The organism is Roseateles sp. Mitsp63, assembly GCF_059491535.1.
In genome coordinates this window covers 1,415,877-1,440,394 of sequence record NZ_CP168509.1, presented here as the reverse complement: position 1 = coordinate 1,440,394, position 24,518 = coordinate 1,415,877, and the positions used below count along the sequence as shown (strand labels likewise).

20 protein-coding genes are annotated in these 24,518 nt (G+C 70.1%); 9 read left to right on the top strand and 11 right to left on the bottom strand.

What is annotated here, in order from left to right; genetic code table 11:
- Window positions 1-53 precede the first annotated feature (53 nt).
- Genes ACEN96_RS06215 through ACEN96_RS06205 form a run of 3 tightly spaced genes read right to left on the bottom strand, consistent with a single transcriptional unit; the run spans window position 54 to window position 2,469 of the window.
- Window positions 54-521 (bottom strand): DUF3429 domain-containing protein, encoded by a 468-nt coding sequence (locus tag ACEN96_RS06215; RefSeq protein ID WP_495587171.1) that lies wholly within the window; start codon window positions 519-521, stop codon window positions 54-56.
- Window positions 522-555: 34 nt separating this feature from the next.
- Window positions 556-1,320: a DsbC family protein gene (locus tag ACEN96_RS06210; protein WP_495587170.1), complete on the bottom strand. Its 765-nt coding sequence runs from the start codon at window positions 1,318-1,320 to the stop codon at window positions 556-558.
- 39 nt (window positions 1,321-1,359) lie between these two features.
- Entirely contained in the window at window positions 1,360-2,469 is a 1,110-nt protein-coding gene (locus tag ACEN96_RS06205) for an FAD-dependent monooxygenase (RefSeq protein WP_495587169.1), read from the bottom strand.
- Between the two features lie 133 nt (window positions 2,470-2,602).
- On the opposite strand from ACEN96_RS06205, the gene ychF reads away from it, so the two are divergent.
- Window positions 2,603-3,694, top strand: coding sequence for a redox-regulated ATPase YchF (ychF, locus tag ACEN96_RS06200; protein ID WP_495587168.1), 1,092 nt, complete (start codon window positions 2,603-2,605; stop codon window positions 3,692-3,694).
- A 69-nt stretch (window positions 3,695-3,763) separates the two neighbouring features.
- Here the strand turns inward: ychF and ACEN96_RS06195 are convergent, their stop codons facing one another.
- Window positions 3,764-4,264, bottom strand: coding sequence for a hypothetical protein (locus ACEN96_RS06195; protein WP_495587167.1), 501 nt, complete (start codon window positions 4,262-4,264; stop codon window positions 3,764-3,766).
- 13 nt (window positions 4,265-4,277) lie between these two features.
- Here ACEN96_RS06195 and ACEN96_RS06190 point away from each other — a divergent pair, with 13 nt between their 5' ends.
- Complete coding sequence (locus ACEN96_RS06190; protein WP_495588560.1) at window positions 4,278-5,726, top strand: IS1182 family transposase; 1,449 nt, start codon at window positions 4,278-4,280, stop codon at window positions 5,724-5,726.
- Between the two features lie 52 nt (window positions 5,727-5,778).
- Here the strand turns inward: ACEN96_RS06190 and ACEN96_RS06185 are convergent, their stop codons facing one another.
- Together ACEN96_RS06185 and ACEN96_RS06180 are read right to left on the bottom strand one after the other, a co-directional pair.
- A complete protein-coding gene (locus ACEN96_RS06185; RefSeq protein ID WP_495587166.1) occupies window positions 5,779-6,960 on the bottom strand; it encodes a hypothetical protein in 1,182 nt (393 codons plus the stop codon).
- 216 nt (window positions 6,961-7,176) lie between these two features.
- Window positions 7,177-7,614, bottom strand: coding sequence for a hypothetical protein (locus ACEN96_RS06180; RefSeq protein WP_495587165.1), 438 nt, complete (start codon window positions 7,612-7,614; stop codon window positions 7,177-7,179).
- A gap of 102 nt (window positions 7,615-7,716) precedes the next feature.
- On the opposite strand from ACEN96_RS06180, the gene ACEN96_RS06175 reads away from it, so the two are divergent.
- Together ACEN96_RS06175 and ACEN96_RS06170 are read left to right on the top strand one after the other, a co-directional pair.
- Entirely contained in the window at window positions 7,717-8,787 is a 1,071-nt protein-coding gene (locus ACEN96_RS06175) for a sensor histidine kinase (protein WP_495587164.1), read from the top strand.
- Window positions 8,787-9,617, top strand: coding sequence for a LytR/AlgR family response regulator transcription factor (locus tag ACEN96_RS06170; protein WP_495587163.1), 831 nt, complete (start codon window positions 8,787-8,789; stop codon window positions 9,615-9,617). Before ACEN96_RS06175 ends, ACEN96_RS06170 begins: the two co-directional genes overlap by 1 nt.
- A 413-nt stretch (window positions 9,618-10,030) precedes the next feature.
- Here the strand turns inward: ACEN96_RS06170 and ACEN96_RS06165 are convergent, their stop codons facing one another.
- The 5 genes from ACEN96_RS06165 to ACEN96_RS06145 form a co-directional block, all read right to left on the bottom strand.
- A complete protein-coding gene (locus ACEN96_RS06165) occupies window positions 10,031-11,191 on the bottom strand; it encodes a sensor histidine kinase (protein ID WP_495587162.1) in 1,161 nt (386 codons plus the stop codon).
- A 41-nt stretch (window positions 11,192-11,232) separates the two neighbouring features.
- Complete coding sequence (locus ACEN96_RS06160) at window positions 11,233-11,418, bottom strand: hypothetical protein (RefSeq protein WP_495587161.1); 186 nt, start codon at window positions 11,416-11,418, stop codon at window positions 11,233-11,235.
- 37 nt (window positions 11,419-11,455) lie between these two features.
- Window positions 11,456-14,317 (bottom strand): PAS domain S-box protein, encoded by a 2,862-nt coding sequence (locus ACEN96_RS06155; RefSeq protein ID WP_495587160.1) that lies wholly within the window; start codon window positions 14,315-14,317, stop codon window positions 11,456-11,458.
- Between the two features lie 9 nt (window positions 14,318-14,326).
- Window positions 14,327-15,385: an ABC transporter substrate-binding protein gene (locus tag ACEN96_RS06150; protein ID WP_495587159.1), complete on the bottom strand. Its 1,059-nt coding sequence runs from the start codon at window positions 15,383-15,385 to the stop codon at window positions 14,327-14,329.
- A 127-nt stretch (window positions 15,386-15,512) separates the two neighbouring features.
- Window positions 15,513-16,241, bottom strand: coding sequence for a CerR family C-terminal domain-containing protein (locus ACEN96_RS06145; RefSeq protein ID WP_495587158.1), 729 nt, complete (start codon window positions 16,239-16,241; stop codon window positions 15,513-15,515).
- A 93-nt stretch (window positions 16,242-16,334) separates the two neighbouring features.
- Between ACEN96_RS06145 and ACEN96_RS06140 the strand changes: the two genes are divergently transcribed.
- The 5 genes from ACEN96_RS06140 (at window position 16,335) to rpoH (ending at window position 24,413) form a co-directional block, all read left to right on the top strand.
- The gene (locus ACEN96_RS06140) at window positions 16,335-17,435 is read left to right on the top strand and encodes an HlyD family secretion protein (RefSeq protein WP_495587157.1); all 1,101 of its coding nucleotides are present in this window, start codon (window positions 16,335-16,337) and stop codon (window positions 17,433-17,435) included.
- Window positions 17,428-19,032 carry an MDR family MFS transporter gene (locus tag ACEN96_RS06135; protein WP_495587156.1) on the top strand — a complete coding sequence of 535 codons (1,605 nt, stop codon included), beginning with the start codon at window positions 17,428-17,430 and terminating at the stop codon, window positions 19,030-19,032. Before ACEN96_RS06140 ends, ACEN96_RS06135 begins: the two co-directional genes overlap by 8 nt.
- 19 nt (window positions 19,033-19,051) lie before the next feature.
- Entirely contained in the window at window positions 19,052-20,524 is a 1,473-nt protein-coding gene (locus ACEN96_RS06130) for an efflux transporter outer membrane subunit (RefSeq protein ID WP_495587155.1), read from the top strand.
- 83 nt (window positions 20,525-20,607) lie between these two features.
- Window positions 20,608-23,343: a CHASE domain-containing protein gene (locus tag ACEN96_RS06125; protein WP_495587154.1), complete on the top strand. Its 2,736-nt coding sequence runs from the start codon at window positions 20,608-20,610 to the stop codon at window positions 23,341-23,343.
- A 158-nt stretch (window positions 23,344-23,501) separates the two neighbouring features.
- Window positions 23,502-24,413 carry an RNA polymerase sigma factor RpoH gene (rpoH, locus tag ACEN96_RS06120; RefSeq protein ID WP_343636248.1) on the top strand — a complete coding sequence of 304 codons (912 nt, stop codon included), beginning with the start codon at window positions 23,502-23,504 and terminating at the stop codon, window positions 24,411-24,413.
- Window positions 24,414-24,518 lie beyond the last annotated feature (105 nt).

The following is a 24,518-nucleotide window of genomic DNA, read 5'->3' as shown; positions in this document are numbered from 1 at the left end:
GGCAGCCTACAAGCCTTTTGCCCGGCCGCGGCGCGCGGCTGGGCGGTTCTCGATCACGTGCCTTGCGCGGCGATGAAGCAGCTCAGCGCGGCCACGGCGCTGAGCCGGAAGCGCAGGGTCAGCCAGGCGGACGCGCCCAGCGCCGGATAGGTCCGGCGGTCCACCACGTAGCAGGCGATCAGCAGCGCGCCCTCGATGACGAGGCCGGCATAGGCCGGCATCGTCGAGGCGATCCAGGCCAGCAGCGCCGGCACCACGCCCCAGATGAAGGGCGCCGGCGACGGGATGTTCTGGCGGAAGCCCAGGCCCCAGTGGATCGCGCCGAGGAAGGAGATCACCACCGCCGCGTAGCGCGAGAGGCCGTCGGTGACGTAGGGATGGGCGTCCTCGCGGACCAGCCACACCAGCGCCGCGCCGAGCACGAACGGGATCAGGCCGGCGTAGCCGAGCCGCAGCGCGACCGGGTTGACGGAGGCCGAGGCGGCGTGGGCCGGGGCGGTGTGGGCGGGGCGGTCGTTCATCGGGGTGGGCGTAGCCGTGGCGATCCAGGTCGGATCAGGATTTCTTCGGGGCCTTGTCCGGGTTCTGGACGGTCTGCAGGCGTTCCTCGAGCTGCTGCGGGCTGAGGGCGCCCGGCGCGCGGGTGCCGTCCTCGAAGAGGATGGCCGGCGTGCCGGTGACGCGGATCTTCTGGCTCAGCGCGAGGTTGCGGTCGATGGCGGTGGCGTCGCAGCTGGCCTCGGACTTGGGCAGCGCGGTGCCGTCGATCATCCAGTTGCGCCAGGCCAGCGTGTTGTCCTTGGCGCACCAGGCGGCGCGCGACTTGGCCGGCGAGTCACCGCCCAGGATCGGGATCACGAAGGTATAGACGGTGATGTTGTCGACGTCCTGCAGCGACTTCTCGAAGCGCTTGCAGTAGCCGCAGTTCGGATCGGCGAAGACCGCGATGCGGCGCTTGCCGTCGCCCTTCTTCCACACGATCGCGTCCTTGAGCGGCAGCGACGCGAACTCGATCGCGGTGATCTTCTCGATGCGTTCCTGGGTCAGGCGGCGGCGGTTCTTCAGATCGAGGATCTCGCCCTCGATCAGGTACTGGCCGGTGGCGTCGGTGTAGCGGATCTCGCTGCCGATGCGCAGCTCCCACAGGCCCGGAATGGGCGCGGGGCGGACCTCGTCGATCTTGATCTCCTTGGGCATCACGGCGGCGAGGTTCTTGCGGATGGTCTCCTCGTTGGCCTGCGCCGAGCAGCCGAGCAGGCCGAGCACGGTCATCGCGGCGGCCAGCACCAGGGACTTGCGGGAGAGGGTCGAGGACTTCATGGGGAACTTTCGGAATCGTGAGGGGACGGCCGGGACCGGTCAGTGGCCGAGCGCGCGGGCGGTGAGCCATTTCTTGAGCGGGCCGGCGCGGTCGACCAGGCGCAGGCCCTCGTTGCGGAGCCGGGCGATCACCGGCACCTGGCTGGCGAAACCGCGCAGCAGGCCATCGGTCAGTTCGCCCATGGCCCAGGTCGGCGCGACGCGGGCGCGGGCGTAGCGGCGCAGCAGCTTCTCGTCGCCGAGGCTGCGCCAGGACTCGCGCGCGGCGATCACGTCGACGAGGGCCTCGACATCGGCCAGCCCCAGGTTCAGGCCCTGGCCGGCCAGCGGGTGGACCAGGTGCGCGGCGTCACCGAGCAGCACCCAGCCCGGGCCGCAGAGCCTGTCGGCGCGGCACAGCTGCAGCGGCCAGGCCTGGCGTTCGCCGGCCAGCTTGAGCGTGCCGGCCGCGCCGCCGGTGGCCTCGAGCAGCGCGGATTCGAATTCCGCCGGGCCGGCGGCGAGCAGGCGGCGGGCCTCCTCGCGCGGCAGCGACCAGACCAGGCCATAGCTGTGGCCGGGCTCGGGGCGGTCGAAGGGGAGCAGCGCCAGGATGTCCGGGGAGCGGAACCACTGCCAGGCCTGGCCTTGGTGCGGCTTGCTGGCGGTCAGCCGGGTGGCGACGCCGAGATGGCCGTAGTCGTGGCGTTCGTAATGGACGCCGAATTCCTGGGCGGCGCCGGTGTCGCGGCCTTCGCACAGCGCCTGCAGCGTGGCGGGGACCGGCTCGGTCACGCGCTGCACGTGCGGGGCGAAGCGCAGCGCGGCATCGAGCTGATCCTCGAGCGCGGCCGCGTCGACGATGTGGGCCAGCTCGCCGGCCCCTTGCTGCCAGGCGCTGAAGTGCAGTTCGGCGCCGGCGCGGTCGCCGTGGATGCGCATGTCGTGGACGGGGGTGCGAGCGTCCTCGGCCAGGCCTTCCCAGACGCGCAGGCGGCTCAGCAGGGCGACGGAGCTCGCGTTGAGGGCGTAGGCGCGCACGTCGGCCGAGGCGGCCGGCGCGGACGGGCGGGTCAGCAGGGCCACGCGAAGGCCGCGGGCGCCGAGCGCCAGCGCCAGGCTGCGGCCGACGCAGCCGTTGCCGCGCACCAGGACGTCATACGTTTCCATGGGCGGGGATTGTAGGCAGGGGTGGCGAGGGTGCTCCCTGGAAGGAATTGCGGGTTGACTAAAATGCCGCCTTCTTCGCCTGCGCGCGTCGCCGCCGGCCCACACAAGATCCCAGCTTCTCCGAAAGTCGACCATGAGCCTCAAATGCGGCATCGTGGGCCTGCCCAATGTGGGCAAGTCCACCCTCTTCAACGCGCTGACCAAGGCCGGCATCGCCGCCGAGAACTATCCCTTCTGCACCATCGAGCCCAACGTCGGCATCGTCGAGCTGCCCGACCCGCGCCTGGACCAGTTGGCGGAGATCGTGAAGCCGGAGCGCATCGTGCCGGCGATCGTGGAGTTCGTGGACATCGCGGGCCTGGTGGCGGGCGCGTCGAAGGGGGAAGGCCTGGGGAACCAGTTCCTGTCGCACATCCGCGAGACGGACGCGATCGTGAACGTGGTGCGCTGCTTCGAGGATCCGAACGTGATCCACGTGAACGGCAAGGTCGATCCGATCGCCGACATCGAGGTCATCCAGACCGAGCTGTGCCTGGCGGACCTGGGCACGGTGGAGAAGAGCCTGCACCGCTACAACAAGGTGGCGCGGGCGGGTGACAAGGAGGCGATCGCGCTGGTGAAGGTGCTGGAGAAGTGCCAGGCGGCGCTGGATCAGGCCAAGCCGGTGCGCACGATCGATTTCAGCAAGGAAGAGCGGGTGATCCTGAAGCCGCTGTGCCTGATCACGGCCAAGCCGGCGATGTTCGTGGGCAACGTGGCGGAGGATGGTTTCGAGAACAACCCCTTCCTGGACCGCCTGAAGGAATACGCGGCGGCGCAGAACGGCCCGGTGGTGGCGATCTGCGCGAAGACCGAGGCGGAGCTGTCCGAGATGGAGGACGAGGACCGGGCGATGTTCCTGGCGGAGATGGGCCAGGACGAGCCGGGTCTGAACCGGCTGATCCGTGCGGGTTTCAAGCTGCTGGGGCTGCAGACCTACTTCACGGCGGGCGTGAAGGAAGTGCGGGCGTGGACGATCCATGTCGGCGACACGGCGCCGCAGGCGGCGGGCGTGATCCACACGGACTTCGAACGCGGTTTCATCCGCGCGCAGACGATCGCCTTCGAGGACTTCATCCAGTTCAAGGGCGAACAGGGCGCGAAGGACGCTGGGAAGATGCGGGCGGAAGGGAAGGAATATGTCGTCAAGGATGGCGATGTGCTGAATTTCCTGTTCAACGTCTGATCCTGAACGGAAATCCGGACTGATTCCGAAGGGCCTCATTCGAGGCCCTTTTCTTTTCAAGGTTCGGTCTCAATGCGTTTCCTGGAGTTCGGACAATAGTTGGTTCTTCGTTTTGTCCTCGAACTCCGCCCGCTTCATCTTGAGCTTCTCAAGCATGAAGTTGTTGGTCAGTTCGAAGCGGGTCAGCAGCGACGCCCAATTCATCACATAGAGCTTCATTCGCGGGTTGTCTTCGACAAGGCCGAGATCGCCTCGCACGAGATTGCCTGTGAGACGGCTCCTGATCCGCTGATCCTTCGAAGAGATCTGGCGCCCCACCAGGATGAACTCGAAATGGATGTCGTCCGAGTCGAACTCCGGCATCGACTTGACGATGTCCGCATACGCTTCCAACTGGCTCAGGTGTTTCCTGTTCAGCGAGATGGCCGGCCGCTTGATCTCGATGACGATGAACTTGTAGATCGGACGGCCAATCGAATCGACAGTGGGGAGCTTTCGAGCCGAGGCTGTGTGAAAACCCTCCTGGTGATCTGATCGACGCTGCCTAGATTCATCGTGTCGATGCGACATGGTGGAGGTGACGATGGCGCGATTCGTCGAAGGTCAGGGGCGGCATCAAGTGACGCTGCTGCCAGAGTGCCTGGATGACTTCATCGCTGAAGACAATCCTGTCCGCGTCATCGATGCCTACGTTGAAGAGCTTGATCTCGAAGCGCTTGGCTTCGCTGGCGCCACGCCAGCGGCGACGGGCCGCCCGGCCTACCACCCGGCGGTCTTGCTCAAGATCTACATCTACGGCTACCTCAACCGTGTCCAGTCAAGCCGGAGGCTTGAGCGCGAAGCACAGCGCAATATCGAGCTGATGTGGCTGACTGAGCGGCTGGCTCCGGACTTCAAGACCATCGCCGATTTCCGCCGTGACAACGGACAGGGCATCCGCAGCGTCTGCCGTCGCTTCGTCGAGCTGTGCCGGCAGCTGAAGCTGCTGAGCGGTGACGGCGTGGCGGTCGACGGCAGCAAGTTCAAGGCAGTCAATAGCCGCGACCAGAACTTCACCGCCACCAAGATCGAAAAGCGGCGCCAACAGATCGAGGAGAGCATCCAGCGCTACCTCGCGGCGCTCGACACCGCGGACAGGACGTTGCCGCTCATGGAGTTCGGCCCAAGGTATGCCCAACTCAGCCACAAGCTGGATGGTCTGCGTGAGCAGATGCAGCGGCTAGACGAGATGGAGCAGCACCTCCTGAAGCAGCCAGACAAGCAGGTATCTCTCACGGATCCGGACGCGCGTGCGATGGCGACCCAGGCCGCGGGCAGCGGCGTCGTGGGCTACAACGTGCAGGCAGCGGTCGACACCAAGCACCACCTGGTCGTCGCGCACGAGGTCACCAACATCGGCAGCGACAGAGCACAGCTCAGCGGCATGGCGCTCGCGGCGCAGGAGGCGATGGGTAAGCCCAATCTGAAGGTCTACGCCGACCGGGGCTACTTCAACGCCCCGCAGATCAAGCGTTGCGCGGACAACGGCATGAGGCCCTTCGTGCCCAGGCCGATGACGTCAAGCGCGAAGGCCGAGGGTCGCTTCGACAAGACTGACTTCATCTACATCGCCAAGGACGACGAGTACCGATGTCCAGCAGGCGAGCGGGCCACCTATCGCTTCACGCGCGATGAGCACGGGCTGCAGATCCGCCGCTATTGGAGCAGCGCGTGCCCCGCATGTCCGATGAAGACGCAGTGCACGCCATCCAAGCACCGCCGCATCTCGCGATGGGAACACCAGGGCGTGCTCGATGCCATGCAGCTGCGATTGGATCGAAACACGGATGCCATGATGATCCGACGTCGGACGGTAGAGCATGTCTTCGGCACGCTCAAACACTGGATGGGCAGCACGCATTTCCTGACGCGCAGGCTCGGCAACGTCAGCACCGAGATGAGCTTGCAGGTCCTGGCCTACAACCTCAAACGGGTGATGCAGATCTTGGGCATCAAGAAGGCAGCGCAGGCGATGAGGCTGGTGGGCGCATGAGCGCCCTTTAAACATCGCATCGCAGCTCGGATGCCCTGAGCACTCCTCAAGCTCAGACGAGCCCTCGGAGAGCCCGTGGGCGCTTCGCTGGGGACGTGCTTGGCCTAAGCTCGTGGCGGGCCGCAGTCAAACCGCGTTTCCACACGGCCTCAGCCAGAAACAGGTCCACTTGCCGTCGCGCCCCGACCAGATCGTCCACCTCCTCGACATCGTCGCCATCGAGCGGGGATCGACCAAACACCTGCCCTCGAACCCTCTTCGCGATCTCTGTGAAGGTATCGTCCTCGGCACCGATCGTTTCGTATTGCGGCCCGAACAACCATGTGTTGTTTTCGATGATTCGTTGGAGATCAGGCGTCTCCAGAACCTCTCGATAATGCACTGTCATCAGGTGCCGCATCTGCTGGACGGCCACGGCGCGCCGCTGCAGTATCTCGATCGAGGCAGCAATGTTCGCCATCGAGGACAGGCGCAGTTGATTCGCCAAGCGCGTCATTGATTCGGCATCCAACTCCAGAACGCCGTCCAGTACATCCATGAGCGCGTCGCTTTCATTCGACACGGCCAATCGATCAAGCAAGCGGATGATGATCTTGGCCTGCTTCTCGTTGCCGTCGTCGAACACCTGCGGGTCGGCGATGTAGATCTGCCGCACCAGTTCGCGCGTGTGCTGAAGGCGCCAGGTTTTCTCCCCTTCGTCGAGTTCGTCATGGCGAGGAAAGTAGCCGCTCCGCTCGAACCCCAGGAGGACTTCGTCCGCGCGATGCAGGATGTACTTCTCGTAGAGCGACTCCATGACCTCTCGCAGTTGACCAAGGAGATTCTCCCAAGTGGATGACCATTGGGTCGACCGTGCGCTGACAAAGGCCTCGATATCCGAAGAGAACTCGTTGGCCCATTCGGAGGCGACATGGACAGTCGTATGGAAGTTTGCCTTCAGGCAGAGCGGACTCATGGTCTTGTGAACCAGCCTTCCTCGACCATCCATCAGGAAGATGAGTGTGTTGCCCGGACCGACTTTGCCGGCCCAATGAATCACCTGAACCTCGAAGACATGCCCATCGGCTTCGAGCGTCCGCGAGGTGACCTCATGCGGAGGAATTCGCACCACATGTGCGGCTCGATCATCGCCGTCAAGCACCAAGCCAAAGAATGGAACTCCAGAGTGATCGCCCCGAGTCCCTTCAGGGGTGTAGGCATCTCCATCATCCAGTGAGTCGAAAACTTCATTCATCCCCATCACCTCTGCACCTTCAACACCACGGCAAGTGGTCATTAAAGGCCCGTTCGGAGAGGGTCGAATTCAGCGGCGCCCGGATGCGTTGCGTCTTGGCCTCATTGGCGATCCGGGAGTTGAGCGATCCCCACAAGCGCTCGAATCCCACCATCCGATTCGCAATGAACAACGCCCGCATGAGCGGGCGTTGTTCTTCGCGGGCCCCGGGGGCCCTCAGGCGCGATGGTCCGCGATCCCCTTGAGCACCGCCCACTTCAGGTAGCCCCACGGCATCGCCAGCGGAATCAGCACGGCCAGCGAGCACGCGTAGACATTGGCGATCATGTTCTCGTCCATCGTGCCGGCCATGGCCTCGGGCAGCACCATGCGCAGCAGCCAGATCGACTTCCACAGCAGCTCCCACAGCAGCACCGGCAGCATCGCCAGCGGATAGCGCACCCCCACCGCGCACAGCAGCGAGAACGCCGCCAGCATGCAGGCCACCACGCCGTCCATGAACGCCCATCGGTGCCCCGTGGTCAGCAGCGACGGCCAGACCATGAAGGCCAGCCCGCCGGCCATGAGGAGGTACACCCCTCGCAGCGCCAGCAGGCGGAAGTGGGAAACATCCGGCCGGGCCGGGGCGGCGAGCGAAAGCGTGGTCGTGTTCATGGGGGCCGACTCTGTCGGCGACCCGCCGCCCCGGCCATGGCCGTCCGACGGGCGACGGCCGGTCCGGACGAACGACGGCCGGCCGCGACAGAATGGCCGCCCATGGACCACCCGCTGCCCGCCCCCCTCCCCGCCCCGCCGGCGCGGCGGACCGCCCTGCGCCGCCTGCTCGCCACGCTGGGTGGCGCCGCGCTGGTGGCCGCCTTCCTCGCGCCCACCTGGCAGTCCGGGCTGCCGGCCCTGCTGGAACACGTGCTGCTGCCCGCGCTCGCGGCCGCGCTCGCCTTCAGCGCGCTGGAGCGCTGGCCCAGGCGCCTGCCGGCGCGCATCCCGCGCTGGCCGCTTCAACTGATCGCCGCCACCGCCGTCGTCCCGGCCGTCGTGCTCGCGATGTACCTCTCCACCGTCGAGGAGGGCCGCACGCCCTTCTGGGACGACCCTCAGCGGATGAACGGCTTCCTGCTGCTGAGCGTGGTCGGCATGTTCGTCGCGTCCTGGATCGCGATGGCCGCGCTGATGCGCGAGCGCGACGCCGCGCTGCGCGCCGGCCTCTCGCGCCAGCTCGACCTGGAGCGCGAGGTCTCCGCCTCGCGCCTGCGCCTGGTCCGCGCGCAGGTGCAGCCGCACTTCCTCTTCAACACGCTGGCCAACGTGCAGGCGCTGGTCGACGCCCGCTCGCCGCAGGCCGCGCCGGTGCTCGAAAGCCTGGTCGCCTACCTGCGCGCCGCGGTGCCCCGCCTGGACGATCCCGCCCACACGCTGGGCCACGAGCTCGACACCGTGCGCGCCTATCTCGCGCTGATGCGGCTGCGCATGCCGGACCGGCTGCGCTTCTCGATCGAGCTCGGCGACGGCGTGGTCCCGCGCGCCGTCCGGTGCCCGCCGCTGATGCTGATGACGCTGGTCGAGAACGCGATCCGCCATGGCATCGATCCGAGCCTGGACGGCGGCGAAGTCTCGGTGGCCATCCGCCGTCTCGAGGACGGCCGCCTGCTCGCCTCGGTGCGCGACACCGGCGTCGGCCTGTCGGCGCTGAGCCAGGGCCTGGGCACCGGCCTGGACGGACTGCGCGAGCGGCTGCGCGAAGCCTTCGGCGGCCGCGCCTCGCTGCGCCTCACCGAGCTGACGCCGAACGGCATGCTCGCCGAAGTCGAATTCCCGCTGGAGTCCTGATGACCTTTCCCACCACCGCGCTGATCGCCGACGACGAGCCGCTGCTGCGCGAGGCGCTGCGCGGGCAGCTCGCCACGCTCTGGCCCGGGCTGCGCGTCGTCGCCGAGGCGCGCAACGGCCTGGACGCGCTCGAGCAGTTCGAGCAGTCGCGGCCGGCGGTGTGCTTCCTCGACATCCACATGCCCGGACTGAATGGCGTCGAGGTGGCCCGCCGGATCGCGGGCCGGGCGCATGTCGTCTTCGTCACCGCCTTCGACCAGTACGCGCTGGACGCCTTCGAGCAAGGCGCGTTCGACTACCTCGTGAAACCGCTCCAGGCCGCGCGGCTCGCGGGCACGGTGTCGCGCCTTCAAGAGCGGCTGCGGCGCGACGAGGCGCCGCGGCTGGCCGAAGCCTTGCTTGCGCGGTTGAGCTTGCAGTTGAGCACGCCATCGAGCGGACAGCTGGCGGCCTCCTCCGCCACGGCGCCGGCCGTCCGTCCGCAGCCCGCAGCCGCGCCGCTGCGCTGGATCAAGGCCACCGTCGACGGCGCGGTCCGGCTGATCCCGGTCGAGGACATCGCCTTCCTGCGATCCGACGAGAAGTACACGCTGGTGGCCTGGCGCGGCGATCACGGCCCGGCGGAAGCGCTGATCCGCACGCCGCTGAAGACGCTGGTCGATCACCTGGACCCGTCGCAGTTCCAGCAGGTGCACCGCTCGGTCATCGTGAACCTGGCCGCGATCGCACGCGTCGTCGCGACGGATGAACGCGCCTCGCTGCATCTGAAGGGCCGGCCCGAAGTGCTGCCGGTCAGCCGCAGCTTCGCCGCCTTCTTCAAGGCGGAGTGATCGGCCTCAAGGCGAAATGACAGCCGCGCCGGCTTGGTATCACTCCCTCGCCCGCTTGCGGGAGAGCAACCGTGTCAAGCGCTGCTGCTGACCAAACTCCCTCGCTCCCCGCAAGCGGACGAGGCGGCCCGCACTTGCCTTGCGCAAGAACTCCCTCGCCCCCCGCGAGGGGGGAGAGGGCAGGGGAGAGGGGGTGCTTCGAAGGGCAGCAGCGCTGTGGCACGAGCCCCCTCTCCCCTCCCTCTCCCCGCTGGGGCGAGGGGGTTTACTACGACGTCCGGCTCTTACACCCTCGCCCCCTTGCGGGAGAGGGAGTTTTCATGCGATTGCCCTGGTGACCGTGACCGTGACCGTGACCGTGACTGCGATTGCGACTGCGATTGCGACTGCTATTGCGATTGCTATTGCGACTGCTATTGCGCCGGCAACGTGAACCGGAAGGTCGCGCCCTCCCCTGGCGCCGAGACCGCCCAGACGCGTCCACTGTGCCGCTGCACGATGCGCTGCACGATCGACAACCCCACCCCGTGCCCTTCGACACCATCCGCGCCCTTGAGCCGGGTGAAGACATCGAACAGCCGCTCCGCGTCGGCGGGATCGAAGCCAGGCCCGTCGTCGCTGACGAAGAACACCATCTCCGCGCCATCGCGCTCGCCGCCGATGCGGATCGTCGCCTCGCGCGGCGGCTCGGTCCGGCTCGCATACTTCATCGCGTTGCCAATCAGGTTCGCGAACACCTGGCGCAGCATCGGCCCGTCCGCCACCACCGGCGGCAGCTCCCCGACGGCGAAGCGCACCGCCGGCGCGCCCGCCGCGCGCCGCTGTTCATCGACGACTCCGCGCACCAGCGCCGCGACATCGACCGGCGCGAGCTCCAGCGCGCGCCGCCCCATCTGCGACAGGCGCATCAAGGCCTCGATCAGATGCATCATGTGCTCCGCCGCCTGCTGGATGCCCTCGAGCCAGGCGCGCTCGCGCGGTGACAGCGTTTGCACCGTCTGCTGCAGCAGCACCGAGAAGCCGAGCAGCGCGTTCAGCGGCGTGCGCAGGTCATGCGACACCGAACGGGTGAAGGCGTCCAGCTCGCGGTTGCTGGCTTCGGGCTCGTCGGCCCGCTGCCTCAGACTGGCCTGCAGCGCCACGTTCTCGCGCCGCAGCCGGCCGATCTCCACCGCGCGGCCCAGCACCGGCAGGATGGACGCCAGCCGGAACGGCTTGAGCACGTAGTCCGTCGCCCCCGAGCGCATCGCCTCCACCGCGGTCGCGATGCTGCCCTCGCCCGTCATGACGATGCCCACCAGCTGCGGATCGATCTGGAGCGCCGCGCGCAGCAGCTCGATGCCGGTCATGCCCGGCATGACAAGGTCGGTCAGCAGCACGTCGAACGGCCGCCGCCTGAGCTCGGCCAGCGCCGACGCGGCGCTCGCATGGCCGGCCACCTCGTAGCCGTGGCCGCCCAGCGTGTCGCGCAGCGCCTCCATGTGGCGCGCCTCGTCATCGACGATCAGCAGCCGCACGGGCGCGGCGCGGGCCGCCGCGGGACCCTCTGGACCCACCGGACCCACCGGACTCATCGGACTCATCGGACTCACGGGACTCGCGGGACCGTTCAGACTCATGCGTACTCTCCCTTCAGGGCCGGATGCGGCACCAGCCGCGCCAGTGCCGCCCGCAGCTCGCGCAGCTTGGGCGACTTGCCCAGCGCCAGGTCGACGCCCGGCGTCTCCCCGTCCACGCACAGGCGCACCAGGCGCTGCGAGGCGTTGCGGCAACCGCGACGGAAGGCATCGACCTCGCGCACGATCTGGTCGGCGCGCGCCGGCAGCAGGCCGCGCTCCTCACGAGGTCTCCTTGACCGCGCGCCACAAGGCCCTTCGCAGCTCCCGCAGCTTGGGCGGCTTGCTGAGCACCTGATCGACGTGGCGGGGCATGTCGCCCTCATCGACCAGCCGCTGGCCCCAGCCGGTGAGCAGGATCACCGGCGTCTCCGGCGACGCCGCCTTGACGGCCGCCGCGACCTGGCGGCCATCGATGTGCGGCATGCCCAGGTCGGACACGACGACCTCGAAGCGGTTGCTGCGATGCATCGCGGCGCGGAACGCGTCGATGCCGGCCTGGCCCGCATGCGCCGTCTCGACCGCGTGGCCATCCGCCTCCAGCGTCTCGCGCAGCGAGCGCAGCAGCAGCGGATCGTCGTCGACCAGCAGGATGCGCAGCGGCGGCGGCCGCTCCTCGGACTCGGACGGCGGCGGCGCGGCGCCGCCCGCGTCCGGCGGCGCGCTGAAGCGCAGCGCCACCCGGGTGCCCTCGCCGGCGGCGCTGCGGATGTCCAGGTCGGCGCCATGCCGCTGCGCGATGCCGTAGACCATCGCCAGCCCGAGGCCGGTGCCGCGCTCGCCCTTGGTCGTGAAGAAGGGCTCGAGGCAGCGGCGCCGCGTCGCCTCGTCCATGCCCATGCCGGTGTCGGCGACCTCCAGCGCCACCGTGCCGGCCAGCACGCCCGAGGCCGTGCCGGACGCGGGCTCCACCCCGGTGCGGATCGTCAGGTCGCCGCCGTCGGGCATCGCGTCGACGGCGTTGAAGACGAGGTTGATCAGCGCCTCGCGCAGCTCGTTGTCGGTGCCCAGCACCACCGGATCCTCGCTGGCCAGGTCGGTGTGCAGCCGGATGACGGCGCCGCGCTGCAGCGGCATGTCGCTCCAGCGCGCGCGGGTCAGCTCCACCACCTGCCGCACCAGCTCGTTCAGGCGCACGCGCGCGAGCGCCAGCCCGCTCTCGCGCTGGCGGTAGAACTCGCGCATGCGCGCCACCGTCGCGGCGACATCGTCGATCGCGCGGGCGATGTTCTCGAGCGCCCGGCGCGCCGGCGCGCTCAGCCCGGGCTCGCGCTCGAGCAGGCTCTCGGTGTAGAGCATGGCCGGCGAGATCGCGTTGTTGATGTCGTGCGCGATGCCGCTGGCCATCTGCCCGAGCGCCCGCAGCCGCTCCTGCTGCAGGATCGCCTGCTGCGTCTGGCGCAGGTCGTCGTAGGCCTGCAGCAGCGCCGCGTGCAGCTGCGCCTGGTGGCTGGCCAGGCTGACGTGCTCGCTGAGCTGCTGCAGGAACTCGCAGTCGCTGCTGCTGAACGCCTGCGCCGCGCGCCGCGCCACGACCAGCACGCCGAACACGCGGTTCTCCGACTGCAGCGGCGCCATCACCAGCGAGCGCAGCCCGCCCCGCGCCAGCCGCTGCGGGAAGGGGAAGGGCACCGCGCTCACGTCGGGCTCGTAGACCAGGTGGCCCTTCACGCATTGCGACAGGCCATTGCCGTCGATCGAGAGATCGGCCTGCTCCGGCAGCGCGATCTCCATCGCCAGCGGCGCGCTCTTGACGCCCACGCCCGTGACCCGCAGCGTGTCGCCGTCCGGATCGCGCAGGCACACGCAGCTGAAGTCGACCGGCGCATGGTCCTCCAGATGCCGGATCACCGCCTGGAAGATGCTGTGCGGATCCTGCCGCTCGCCGGTCGCGCGCGTGATCTGGTTGAGCAGGTCCAGCCGCGCGAGCTGCGCCTTGAGCCGGGCCTCGCCGAGCTTGCGCTCCGTGATGTCGCGCAGGAAGGCGTTGAAGCTCACGCCGCCGCTGCCGGCGCGCAGCGCGGTGATCGCCAACTCGATGGGGAATTCACTGCCATCGCGCCGCACCGCGCGCAGCTCGACGCGACGGTCCAGCACCGTCGCCACGCCGGTCTGGAGATAGCGCCGCAGCCCGTCGCGGTGCGCGTCGCGAAAGCGCTCCGGCACCACGACATCGGCCAGCGGCCGGCCGGCGACCTCGTCGCGGCTCCAGCCGAAGATGGCCTGCGCCTGCGGGTTCCAGTGCGTGATGAGGCCCTCGGCATCGATGCCGATGACCGCGTCGAGCGCGGCGTCGAGGATCAGCCGGGTGCGTTCCTCGCTGTCGGCGAGGCGGTCGCGCGACACCGTGGTGGTCTGCAGCAGCGCGCTCATGCGGTCGAACTCACGCGCCAGCTCGGCGATCTCATCCGAGCCGGTGTCGCCGACGATGTGCGCGAGGTCGCCGGCGCCCACGCGCCGCATGCCCTCGCGCAACCTGGCCAGCGGCCGCGCGATGCCGCGGAAGACGAAGAACATGCTCCCGGCCAGCGTCGCCGCGAGCGCCGCCAGCAGCCCCAGCACGATCGCGAAGGCCCGTTGCTGCGCGGCGCCGACCTCCTCGCGGCTGATGTCCTGCAGCCGGAACGACTCGGTCATCATGATCAGCGACTTGCGCGCCATCGCGGCGGTCAGGCGCCCGGCCCATTCGTCCAGGACCTGGCGATCGCCATCGCCGGACCGCCGCGCCTGCTGCGCCCGCACCAGCTCGGCGAACACCGCCGGCGACTTGTCGTAGGCCTCCCGGATCTGCGCGACGCTCTCCTGCTCCTCGCGCGAATCGAAGTCCCCCGCGCGTCCCAGCACGCCGCCCAGCGAGCGGTAGGCGCTGGCCCACTGCACCTCGATGCGGGTCTCGGGGTGACGCGCGTACTCGAGCGACAGGTAGCGCAGGCCGGCCACCGATTCGACGATGTCCGCCGCCGCGCGGTTCTTGTGGATGCCGCGCTCGACCTGCCGGCCGGACACGCCCAGCGCGATCGCGATCGCCAGCGCCGCGGCCGCGCAGGCGGCGCCGACGATCGCGAAGCGGGTCGAGATCCTCATGGCGTGCCGCTACCGGATGATCGTGACCGCGCGCGGCTTCACCGCGGCGAGGCCGTCGAGGTAGACGGCGTCCAGGAAGTTCGGCGCCTGCGCCGCGGTCGCGACGCGGTTCTTCAGCGCCCAGCGCCCTTCGTCCTCGAGCACCACCAGCAGGTGCTGCTCCAGCGTCAGCGCGAAGCGGCTGCGCGCGAGCAGCTGCCGCGTCTCGCCCGGCGCCTTGCCCAGCGACCGCGCCACGATCGGCTCGCAGGCGGCCGGGTCGCGCGCGAGCAGTTGCTCGGCCCGCTGCAGCGCGGCGAGCACGCGCCGCGCCGTCTCCGCGCGCTGCAGCGCGAAACGGCGCAGCGACGCGAGGTTGAAGCTCGAGTCGTAGAGGCCGTCGCTCGGGAACACCGAGGCGCGATCGCCCAGCCGCCGGCGCGCATCGTCGATGTAGGGCTCCCAGGTCGCGATGGCGTCGACCTCGCCGCTGGCCAGCGCGTCGGCCAGCTCGCGCGGCTTGCGGTCGACGACGCGCACGTCGGCGCGCGAGAGCCGCTGGCGCACCAGCATCACGTCGAGCATGAAATCGCCGCTGGTCCCGGCGCTCACGCCGATGCGCTTGCCCTTGAGCGACTCCTGCGACCCCACGCCCAGGTCGGTGCGGCCGACGATGGCATGGTCGCTCTGCGTCGACAGCGTCGCGAGGATGGTGACCGGATATCCCCGCACCGCGGCCAGGGCGACGGGCAGCTCGGCGACGGTGGCGAGATCGGCCTTGCCCTCGAGCACCGCGTCCAGCGCCGCCTTGCCCGAGGGGTGCTGCTGGACGGTGACGGCCAGCCCCTCGCGCTCGAAGTAGCCCTTGGCCAGCGCCACGAAGGCCGGCGCCGCGCCGGCATAGGGCGTCAGCGCGAGCACGAGGGATTCGGGGCGTCCGGACGGCGCCGGCGGCGCATCATCGGCGCGCTCGCAGCCGGGCAGCAGCGCGAGCACCAGCGCCGCGGCGAGCATGAGCGCCCATGCGCGCGGCCTTGCGGCCAGGCGCCATCGCCCCGCGACTCCATTCATCCTGCCGGCGTCGGACATCGCAGCCTCCCTGCGTGACAGGGCCGGCGGGCATCGCGCCTCTTCCCGGCCCCCTGAATGACCGGACGATTAGAGGCTCAAGCCCGCGGGAAGTCCAGCGAGCCGCGGTCGCGGCCTGCCCACGCGTTCAGGGGACGGCGGCGCGGCGCGATTCCTCGCGCCAGCTGTCCATCAGCACGCGGCTGTGCGCGCGCGCCGCGCGCTTGATGGTCGCGACCTCCTCCGGGCCGAAACATTCCCAGCCCAGCTTGCTCAGCATCGTGCGCCGGCCCAGCGAGAGCACCATCACCTGGCCGCACAGCATCATCACGCGCATCGCCAGCAGCGGATCCGACACCGGCATGCCGCAGTAGCGCGACACCACCTGCGCCGACAGCTCGCCCATCTGCGGCCGCAGCGTCTTGTCGAAGATCTCGAACAGCACCCCCGGCGCATGGCCGATCTGCTCGTGCGCGATGAAGAGGCGGCGGTACTCGGCGTCGTCGGGCAGCAGCTGGAAATCGGTCAGCGCGTCCAGCATCCCGCCGAAGGCCTCGAAGAGCTGCTCCGGCGTGGCGCCCGGATCGTCCAGCACCTGCCGCGTGCGCGTCACCACCGGCCCGAAATGCGCCGCCGAGCTGTCCGCGATGTACTGCGCGCAGGCGCGGTACACGCCTTCCTTGTTGTCGAAGTAGTACTGCAGCGCCGGCGCGTTGACGCCGGCCGCCTTGGCGATCTCGCGCGTCGACGCGCCTTCGAAGCCGCGCTCGGCGAACAGCCGCAACGCCACGTCGATGATGCGGCGGCGGGTTTCCTCGCCGCGCGCATAGGCGGCTTCGGCGCGGTGACGGGGGGCTCTGGCGGGTCGTTCAGTCATGGATCCAAAAATATAACAGTTGACAGAAATCTTCCGATTGGAAAAAGATATCGACCGGAATAATTCTTCGAGCCGGTGCCGCCGGCCCCTCCCATGCCGCTCCAGACTCCCGCCGGTCCGAACGGGTCCGCCTCCTCGCCGGCGCCCGCCTCCCCGGGCCGCCGCCGGCCCGTCCTGATGGCCCTGGCCATCGCCGCGCTGGTCGCCGCCGGCGTCTATGGCGCCCATTGGTGGAGCGTCGGCCGCTTCATCGAGAGCACCGACGACGCCTACCTGAAGGCCGACGGCGTCACCGCCGCGCCCAAGGTCGGCGGCTACGTGACGCAGGTCTACGTCGTCGCCAACCAGGCGGTGAAGCGCGGCGATCCGCTGGTGAAGCTGGACGCGCGCCAGTACCAGGCCGCGGCCGACCAGTCGCAGGCCACGATCGATGGCCGCAAGGCCGACATCCGCCGCTACGAGGCCGACATCCTCCAGCAGCAGGCCCAGCTGGCCCAGTCGAAGGCCCAGGCCGACGCGGCGCGCCTGTCGCTGGCGCACGCGCAGGATGAGGTCGCGCGCCATACGCCGCTGGCGGCCACCGGCGCCACCAGCGCCGAGCGCCTGGCCGAACTGCGCAACGCGCGCGACCAGGCGGTGGCCAGCCTGGCCGCCGCCGAGGCCGCGGTGAAGGCCGCCGACGGCCGCTTCAAGTCGAGCCAGGCGCAGGTCGCGCAATCGAAGGCGCAGGTCGAGGCCGCCGAGGCCGCGCTGCGCCAGAACCACCTGGACGTCGATGACACCGTCGTGCGCGCCGCCATCGACGGCCGCGTCGGCGACACCACCGTGCGCGTGGGCCAGTTCGTGCAGCCGGGCACGCGGATGATGACCGTGATGCCGACGCAGGAGGTCTACCTGGTCGCCAACTTCAAGGAGACGCAGATCGGCCGCATGCGCGCCGGCCAGCCGGTGACGCTGCATGTGGACGCGCTGCCCGAGGCCGAGATCCACGGCACCGTCGAGAGCTTCTCGCCCGGCACCGGCGCGCAGTTCGCGCTGCTGCCGTCGGAGAACGCCACCGGCAACTTCACCAAGATCGTCCAGCGCGTGCCGGTGCGCATCCGCGTGCAGGCCGCGCCGGCGCTGCGCGAGCGCCTGCTGCCCGGCCTCTCCGTCACCACCGAGGTCGACACGCGCGGAGCCCGCCATGGCTGAGGCGCTCGCGCACGCGGAGCCCGACGCCCACGCTGGCGACTGGATCGCGGTGGCGGCGGGCGCGCTGGGCGCGCTGATGGCGACGCTGGACATCTCGATCACCAACTCGGCGCTGCCGCAGATCCAGGGCGCCATCGGCGCCACCGGCACCGAAGGGACCTGGATCTCGACCGGCTACCTGATGTCGGAGATCGTCATGATCCCGCTGGCCGCGTGGCTCACCCGCGTCTTCGGGCTGCGCAACTTCCTGGTCGGCAACGCGGCGCTGTTCACGCTGTTCTCGGTGCTGTGCGGGCTCTCGGGCAACCTCGCAACGCTGATCCTGGCGCGCATCGGCCAGGGCTTCACCGGCGGCGCGATGATCCCGACCGCGCAGACCATCATCCGCACGCGGCTGCCGCGCCATCAACTGCCGGTGGGCATGACGCTGTTCGGCCTGATCGTGCTGCTGGGACCGCTGCTCGGGCCGGTGCTGGGCGGCTGGCTGACCGAGAACGCCAGCTGGCACTGGTGCTTCTTCATCAACGTGCCGGTCTGCGCCGCGCTGCTGACGCTGCTGCTGCTGGGCCTGCCGGCGCAGCGCGCGCATCTCGAGGAATTCATCCGCGCCGACTGGCTCGGCATCGCCGGCCTGGCGATCGGCCTGTCGACGCTGACGGTGGTGCTCGAGGAGGGCCAGCGCGAGCGCTGGTTCGAGTCCTCGCTGATCGTGGCGCTGAGCCTGGTCTCGGCGGCCGGGATGCTGATGATCGCGCTCTCGCAGCGCTACGCGGCGCGGCCCATCCTGCGGCTCAGGCTGATGCGCGATCTCCACTACGCCAGCGTCATCGTCATCGTGTTCACCGTGGGCGCGGGCCTGTACTGCATCTCCTATCTGGTGCCGCAGTTCCTGGCGCTGGTGGCCGGCTACAACGCGCAGCAATCGGGCGCGATCATGCTGCTGGCCGGCGTTCCGGCCTTCCTGATGATGCCCATCCTGCCGCGCCTGATCACGCGGATGGACCTGCGCGTGCTGGTGATCCTGGGCCTGCTCAGCTTCGCCGTGAGCTGCCTGCTGGACATCGGCCTGACCGCGCAGAGCGTGGGCCACGACTTCGTCGGCTCGCAGCTGCTGCGCGGCCTGGGACAGGTGCTGTGCATGATGCCGCTCAACCAGGTGTCGATGGCGACGGTGGCGCGCGAGGACTCCGGCGACGCCGCCGGCATCTACAACATGGCGCGCAACCTCGGCGGCTCGGTCGGGCTGGCCGTCATCGGCACCTTCATCGACCGCCGCGACGGCCTGCACGTCGAGCGCCTGGGCGAGACGCTGAACGCCAACTCGACCCTGCTGCAGGAGCGCCTCGCGGCTGGCGCGGCGAGCCGCTTCACGCAGGGGGGCGACTTCGCCCACGCGCAGCTGCAGACGCTGCGCGAACTGGTGCTGACCATTCATCAGCAGGCCAGCGTGATGACCTTCTCCGAAACCTTCCACGTGCTCGCGGCCGCGCTGCTGCTGTGCGTCCCGCTCGCGCTGACGCTCAAGACGCCCAGGCCGGCCGGGCCCGCCGGCGCGATGCCGCGCCCGGGCGCGCCCGCGGCCAGCGATGCGCACTGAGACTTCTCCCGACTTCGCCATGACTCTCCGAATCCCCTTCCCCCGCCACGTCGGCCTGACGACGCTCACGACGCTGTCCGCCGTCGCGGCGGCCGCGGCGATGCTGCTGCTCGCGGGCTGCGCCACCGTCGGTCCCGACTATCGAGGCGCGCCCGCGGTCGCCAAGGACGCGTTCCAGCAGCCGCGCTTCGCGCGCGATGGCGCCGATGCCATCGGCAGCGCGAGCGCCTCGCCCGCCGTCGCCCAGTGGTGGCGCGCGCTCAATGATCCGGCGCTCGACGCGCTCGTCGATCAGGCGCTGGCCCGGAGCCCGACGCTGCAGGCCGCCCAGGCGCGGCTGCGCGCCGCCCGCGCCGCCTTCGATCAGCAGGAGGCCGGCAGCCGGCCCAAGGGCTCGGCCACCGCGCTCGGCGCCGGTGTCTGGCAAGGGCCGGGCACCGATCACGCGTCCTCGCTGCATCTCTACAGCGCCGGCTTCGACGCGACCTGGGAGGCCGACCTCTTCGGCGGCACGCGCCGCGCGATCGAGTCCGCCACCGCCCAGGCCGAGGCCGTGCGCGCCGACCTGGCCGACGCGCAGGTCTCGTTGACGGCGGAGGTCGCCTCGACCTACGTCGGCCTGCGCGCCCAGCAGCGGCGCCAGGCGCTGCTGGGCGAGACCGCCTCGTCCGATGAGCAGGCGCTGGCGCTGGTCCGCCAGCGGCGCGGCCAGGGCGCCGCGACGAGCGACGACGTCGAGCAGCGCGTCCAGCAAGGCGAGGGCACGCAGGCGGCGCTCGCGGACGTGGCGGCGCAGATCGCCGGTTCGCTGGACCGGCTCGCGCTGCTGACCGGCCAGGCGCCGGGCGCGCTCGATGCCCCGCTCGCCGCGGCCGATCCGGCGTTGCCGGCCGCGCCCGCGCAGGTCGCCATCGGCGATCCCGCCGCGCTGCTGCGGCGCCGGCCCGACATCCGCGCGGCCGAGCGCCGCCTGGCCAGCCACAGCGCGCGGATCGGCCAGGAAACGGCCAAGTACTTTCCGACACTGAGCCTGCTCGGCAATGTCGGCGTGGCGGCCCGCTCGCCCGGACAACTCCTGCGCGCCGACAGCCTCGCGCTCGCCGCCGTGCCCTACCTGAGCTGGAACTTCCTGGACTTCGGCCGGACCGCCGCCGCGGTGCGGCAGGCCGAGGCCGGCCGCGACGAGGCCGCCGCCGACTACCAGGCCGCGGTGCTGGGCGCGCTGCAGGACGCCAACACCGCGCTGGCGCGCTTCGGTCGCCAGCGCCAGGCGGCCCGGCACCTGCAGGCGCAGGCGGACTCGGCGGGACGGACCCTCGCCCTCACGCGCCAGCGCCGCGAGGCGGGCGCCACCAGCCAGATCGACCTGCTGGACGCGCGGCGCCTGGACGCCGACGCGCGGCTGAAGTCCCTGGACGGCGAGGCCGAACTGCTGAAGGACTTCGTCGCATTGCAGAAGAGCCTCGGGCTGGGCTGGACGCCGCCGGCCTGAGGCCGTTGGTTTCCGAGGACAAGTCGCCGGTCCCGGGGGAACTTGCGATGCCGCCTCCGGCGAGCCGGGGGTAGGCTTTGGGAATGACCGATGCGTCCCCTCCCGCTCCGAACGGTGTCCTTCCTGGATTCCGGCTTCGGTTCCTGGCGCTGAACGCGGCCCTCGCGCTGGCCTATGCGGTACTCGGCGTCCTGGCGCTGGCGCTGATCCTGCCGCCGGACTACTTCTCCCCGATCTTCCCGGCGGCCGGCCTGGCCGTCGCCGCCGTGCTGCGATGGGGACCCGGCGTGCTGCCGGGCATCGTCGCCGGCGGCATGGCGGTCAGCGCCGCGATCGGACTCGAACGCGGCCCGCTGAATGGCCTGCAGCCGGTGCTCGTCGGCGTCGGCGGCGCGCTGCAGGCCTGGGTGGGCGCCACGCTCGCGCGGCGCTGGACCGAGCCCGATCCCCCGCTGTGCGAGCCCGCCGAGCTGCTGCGCTTCCTGCTGGCCACGGCCGGCATCGCCTGCCTGATCGCGCCCAGCATCGGCGTCGCGGGGCTGTGGCTCACCGGCGCGATCGGTCCGTCGCAGCTGTGGCCGCACTGGCTGGGCTGGTGGGTCGGCGACGCGATCGGCGTGCTCATCGGCGCGCCGGTCGCGCTGACGCTGTTCGGCCGGCCGCGCGCGCACTGGGCGCCGCGGCGGTTGAGCGTCGCGCTGCCGCTGGTGGTGGCCTGCGCGCTGCTGTTCGGCGCCACGCTGCATGTCGCCCGCAACGAGGAGGGGCGCCGGCGTCACGCCTTCGACCTGGAGGCGGCCAACGCGCTCAACACGATGGCGGACGCGCTGGCGATGCCGCTCACGGCGCTCGAGGCCAACCACAGCCTGCTCATGGTCGCACCGGGCATCACGCGCGCCGACTTCGAACGCGCCCATGCCGAGCGCGCGCGCGGCGGCGGCGCGGTCTACGCGGTCGGCTGGGCGCCATTCGTCGCGCCGGGCGGCGTGGCCGCCTTCGAGCGCGCCGCCCGCGCCGATGGCTACGACACCTATCGCATCTACGAGCGCCACCGTCCCGGCGACCTGCCGGTCGATCCCGCGGCGGACGCGCTGCCGATCCGCCTGATCGCGCCCTTCGCCCGCAACCGCCCGGCGCTGGGCGCCAACATCCGCGCGATCGCGGCCGCCCGCGCCGCGCAGGACCGGGCGGTCGCCACCGGCCAGCCGTCGGCCAGCGAGAGCTTCCCGCTGTCGCAGGACGTCGGCGTGACGCTGATGGGCGTGGTCATCTACCGGGCGATCTATGAGGGCGGCACCTCCGAGCCGCGCGACGGCGCCGGCCGCGCCCGCCGGCCGCTGGGCCTGGCCTTCGCGACGCTCAGGCCCGAGGAGCTGCTGCACGACGCGCTCGCGCCGCGCGCGGACGGGCTGGACTACTGCCTGCTCGACGCCACCGCGGGCAGCCGGCATCCGCTGCTCGCCGGCGACGAACGCTGCCTGCGCCTGCCCGCCGCGCTTCCCAGCCGCGCGCGCGACCTCGACTTCGCCGGCCGCGCCTGGCGGCTGATCGTGTACAGCCCGGCGGGCCTGCCGGCGCTCGAGGGGGGCGCCGCCCTGCCCTTCGCGCTGGCCGGGCTGGTGGGCACGGCGCTGCTGGGGCTGCTGCTGCTCTCGGTCACCGGCAACACGGCGCGGATCGCGCGCCGTGTCGACGAGGCCACCCACCGGCTGCGCGCCAGCGAGGAGCGCTTCCGGACCATCGTCGAGCACGCGCCCATCGGCGTCGTCTCCTGCGACATCAACGCCCGGCCGCAGGAGATCAACCCCTACTTCTGCCAGTTGCTGGGCATGAGCGTCGAACAGCTGAAGGCGCGTTCGATCATGGCGATCACCCATCCCGACGACCGCGCCGAGGACAGCCGGCTCGGGATGGCGCTGATCCGCGGCGAGCTCGACCGCTACAGCCGCATCAAGCGCTACGTCGGCGGCCAGGGGCAGGTGATCACGGTCCGCTCCACCGTCAGCCTGCTGCGCGATCCTCAAGGGCAGCCCTATCGGCTGCTGGGCGTGGTCGAGGACATCGGCGAACAGCTCCGGCTGGCCGAGCTCGAGCGCGCCCACGAGGCCGAACTCGCCGCCAACCGCGCCAAGAACGAGTTCCTCTCCCGCATGAGCCACGAGCTGCGCACGCCGCTCAACGCGATGCTGGGCTTCGCGCAGTTGCTGGAGGCGGACCGCGATCCGGACCTCAGCCCGCGCCAGCGCGGCTGGCTCGCGCAGATCCAGCAGTCGGGCTGGCACCTGCTGCAGATGATCGACGACACGCTGGACCTGTCCCGGCTCGACGCCGGCCAGATGCGCGTCCAGATGGAGACCCACGACCTGGAGCCGATCGCCGCGGACAGCCTCGCCATGGTCGAGAGCCAGCGCCGGCGGCGCGGCATCGCGATCGACGTCGAACTCGCCGCCGACGCCTGCGTGCTGCGCGCGGACGGCACCCGCCTGCGTCAGGTCCTCACCAACCTGCTGAGCAACGCCATCAAATACAACCACGACGGCGGCCGGGTCTGGCTGCGGGCGCGGCGGGCCGGGGAATCGATGGTGGAAATCAGCGTCACCGACACCGGCCCCGGCATGACCGAGGCGCAGATGGCCCAGCTCTTCCAGCCCTTCAACCGCCTGGGCCGCGAGGCCGGCGGGATCGAGGGCACGGGCATCGGGCTGGTCATCACCCAGCGGCTGCTGGGGCTGATGAAGAGCCGGCTGCAGGTCTCCAGCGTGGCCGGCCAGGGGTCGAGCTTCAGGTTCGAGCTCCCTGTTTCTTCGGTAAATCAATGACTTAAGGAGGCCCTAAGACGGGCCGTCCACACTCATTCGATGAGGAACCCCTTCCGGGACCGACCCGAATCCGGGCGCTTTAGCACTCGTCGGGCATGAGTGCTAATATTCCCGCTCATCGGCCCGGAGGACCGGGTCCGATAAGGAGAAACGAACACATGTCCACCAACCTCGCATTGACGGTCCGTGATCCCTGGTCCCTGGTGCCTTCGCTGGGGAATCTGGATGCGTACATCACGGCGATCAACCGCATTCCGCTGTTGACGCCGGAGGAAGAGAAGGATTACGCCACGCGCCTGAAGGAAAAGGGCGACGTGGATGCCGCCGGCCGGCTGGTGCTGTCGCACCTGCGGCTGGTGGTGTCGATCTCGCGCCAGTACCTGGGCTACGGGCTGCCGCAGGGCGACCTGATCCAGGAAGGCAACGTCGGCCTGATGAAGGCGGTCAAGCGCTTCGATCCGGACCAGAACGTCCGCCTGGTGTCCTATGCGATGCACTGGATCAAGGCCGAGATCCACGAGTACATCCTGAAGAACTGGCGCATGGTCAAGGTCGCGACGACCAAGGCGCAGCGCAAGCTGTTCTTCAATCTGCGCTCGATGAAGCACGCGCTGAAGGAAGGCGCCGAGAACCAGCAGCGCGCGTCGCTGACCGAGAGCGAGATCGCCCAGGTGGCTGAGCAGCTCAACGTCAAGCGCGAGGAGGTGCTGGAGATGGAGACGCGGCTGTCTGGCGGCGACGTGGCGCTGGAGCCGCAGACCGACGATGACGGCGAGAGCTTCGCGCCGATCGCCTATCTGGCGGACGACACGCAGGAGCCGACGCGGGTGCTGGAGTCGCGCTCGCGCGATCACCTGGCCAGCGATGGCCTGCAGCAGGCGCTGGACGTGCTGGATCCGCGCAGCCGGCGCATCGTCGAGGAGCGCTGGCTCAAGGTGAACGACGACAGCTCGGGCGGCATGACGCTGCATGAGCTGGCCGCCGAGTACGGCGTCTCCGCCGAGCGCATCCGCCAGATCGAGGTGGCCGCGATGAAGAAGATGCGCAAGGCCATGACGGCCACCGCCTAAGCGGCACCCCGTACCCAACAGCACGAAGGCCTCGCACTGCGAGGCCTTCTTCATTCCGAGCCCGCACGCACGTCCCGGCTCGTGCCTGAGGCCGGCGAGGGCCAG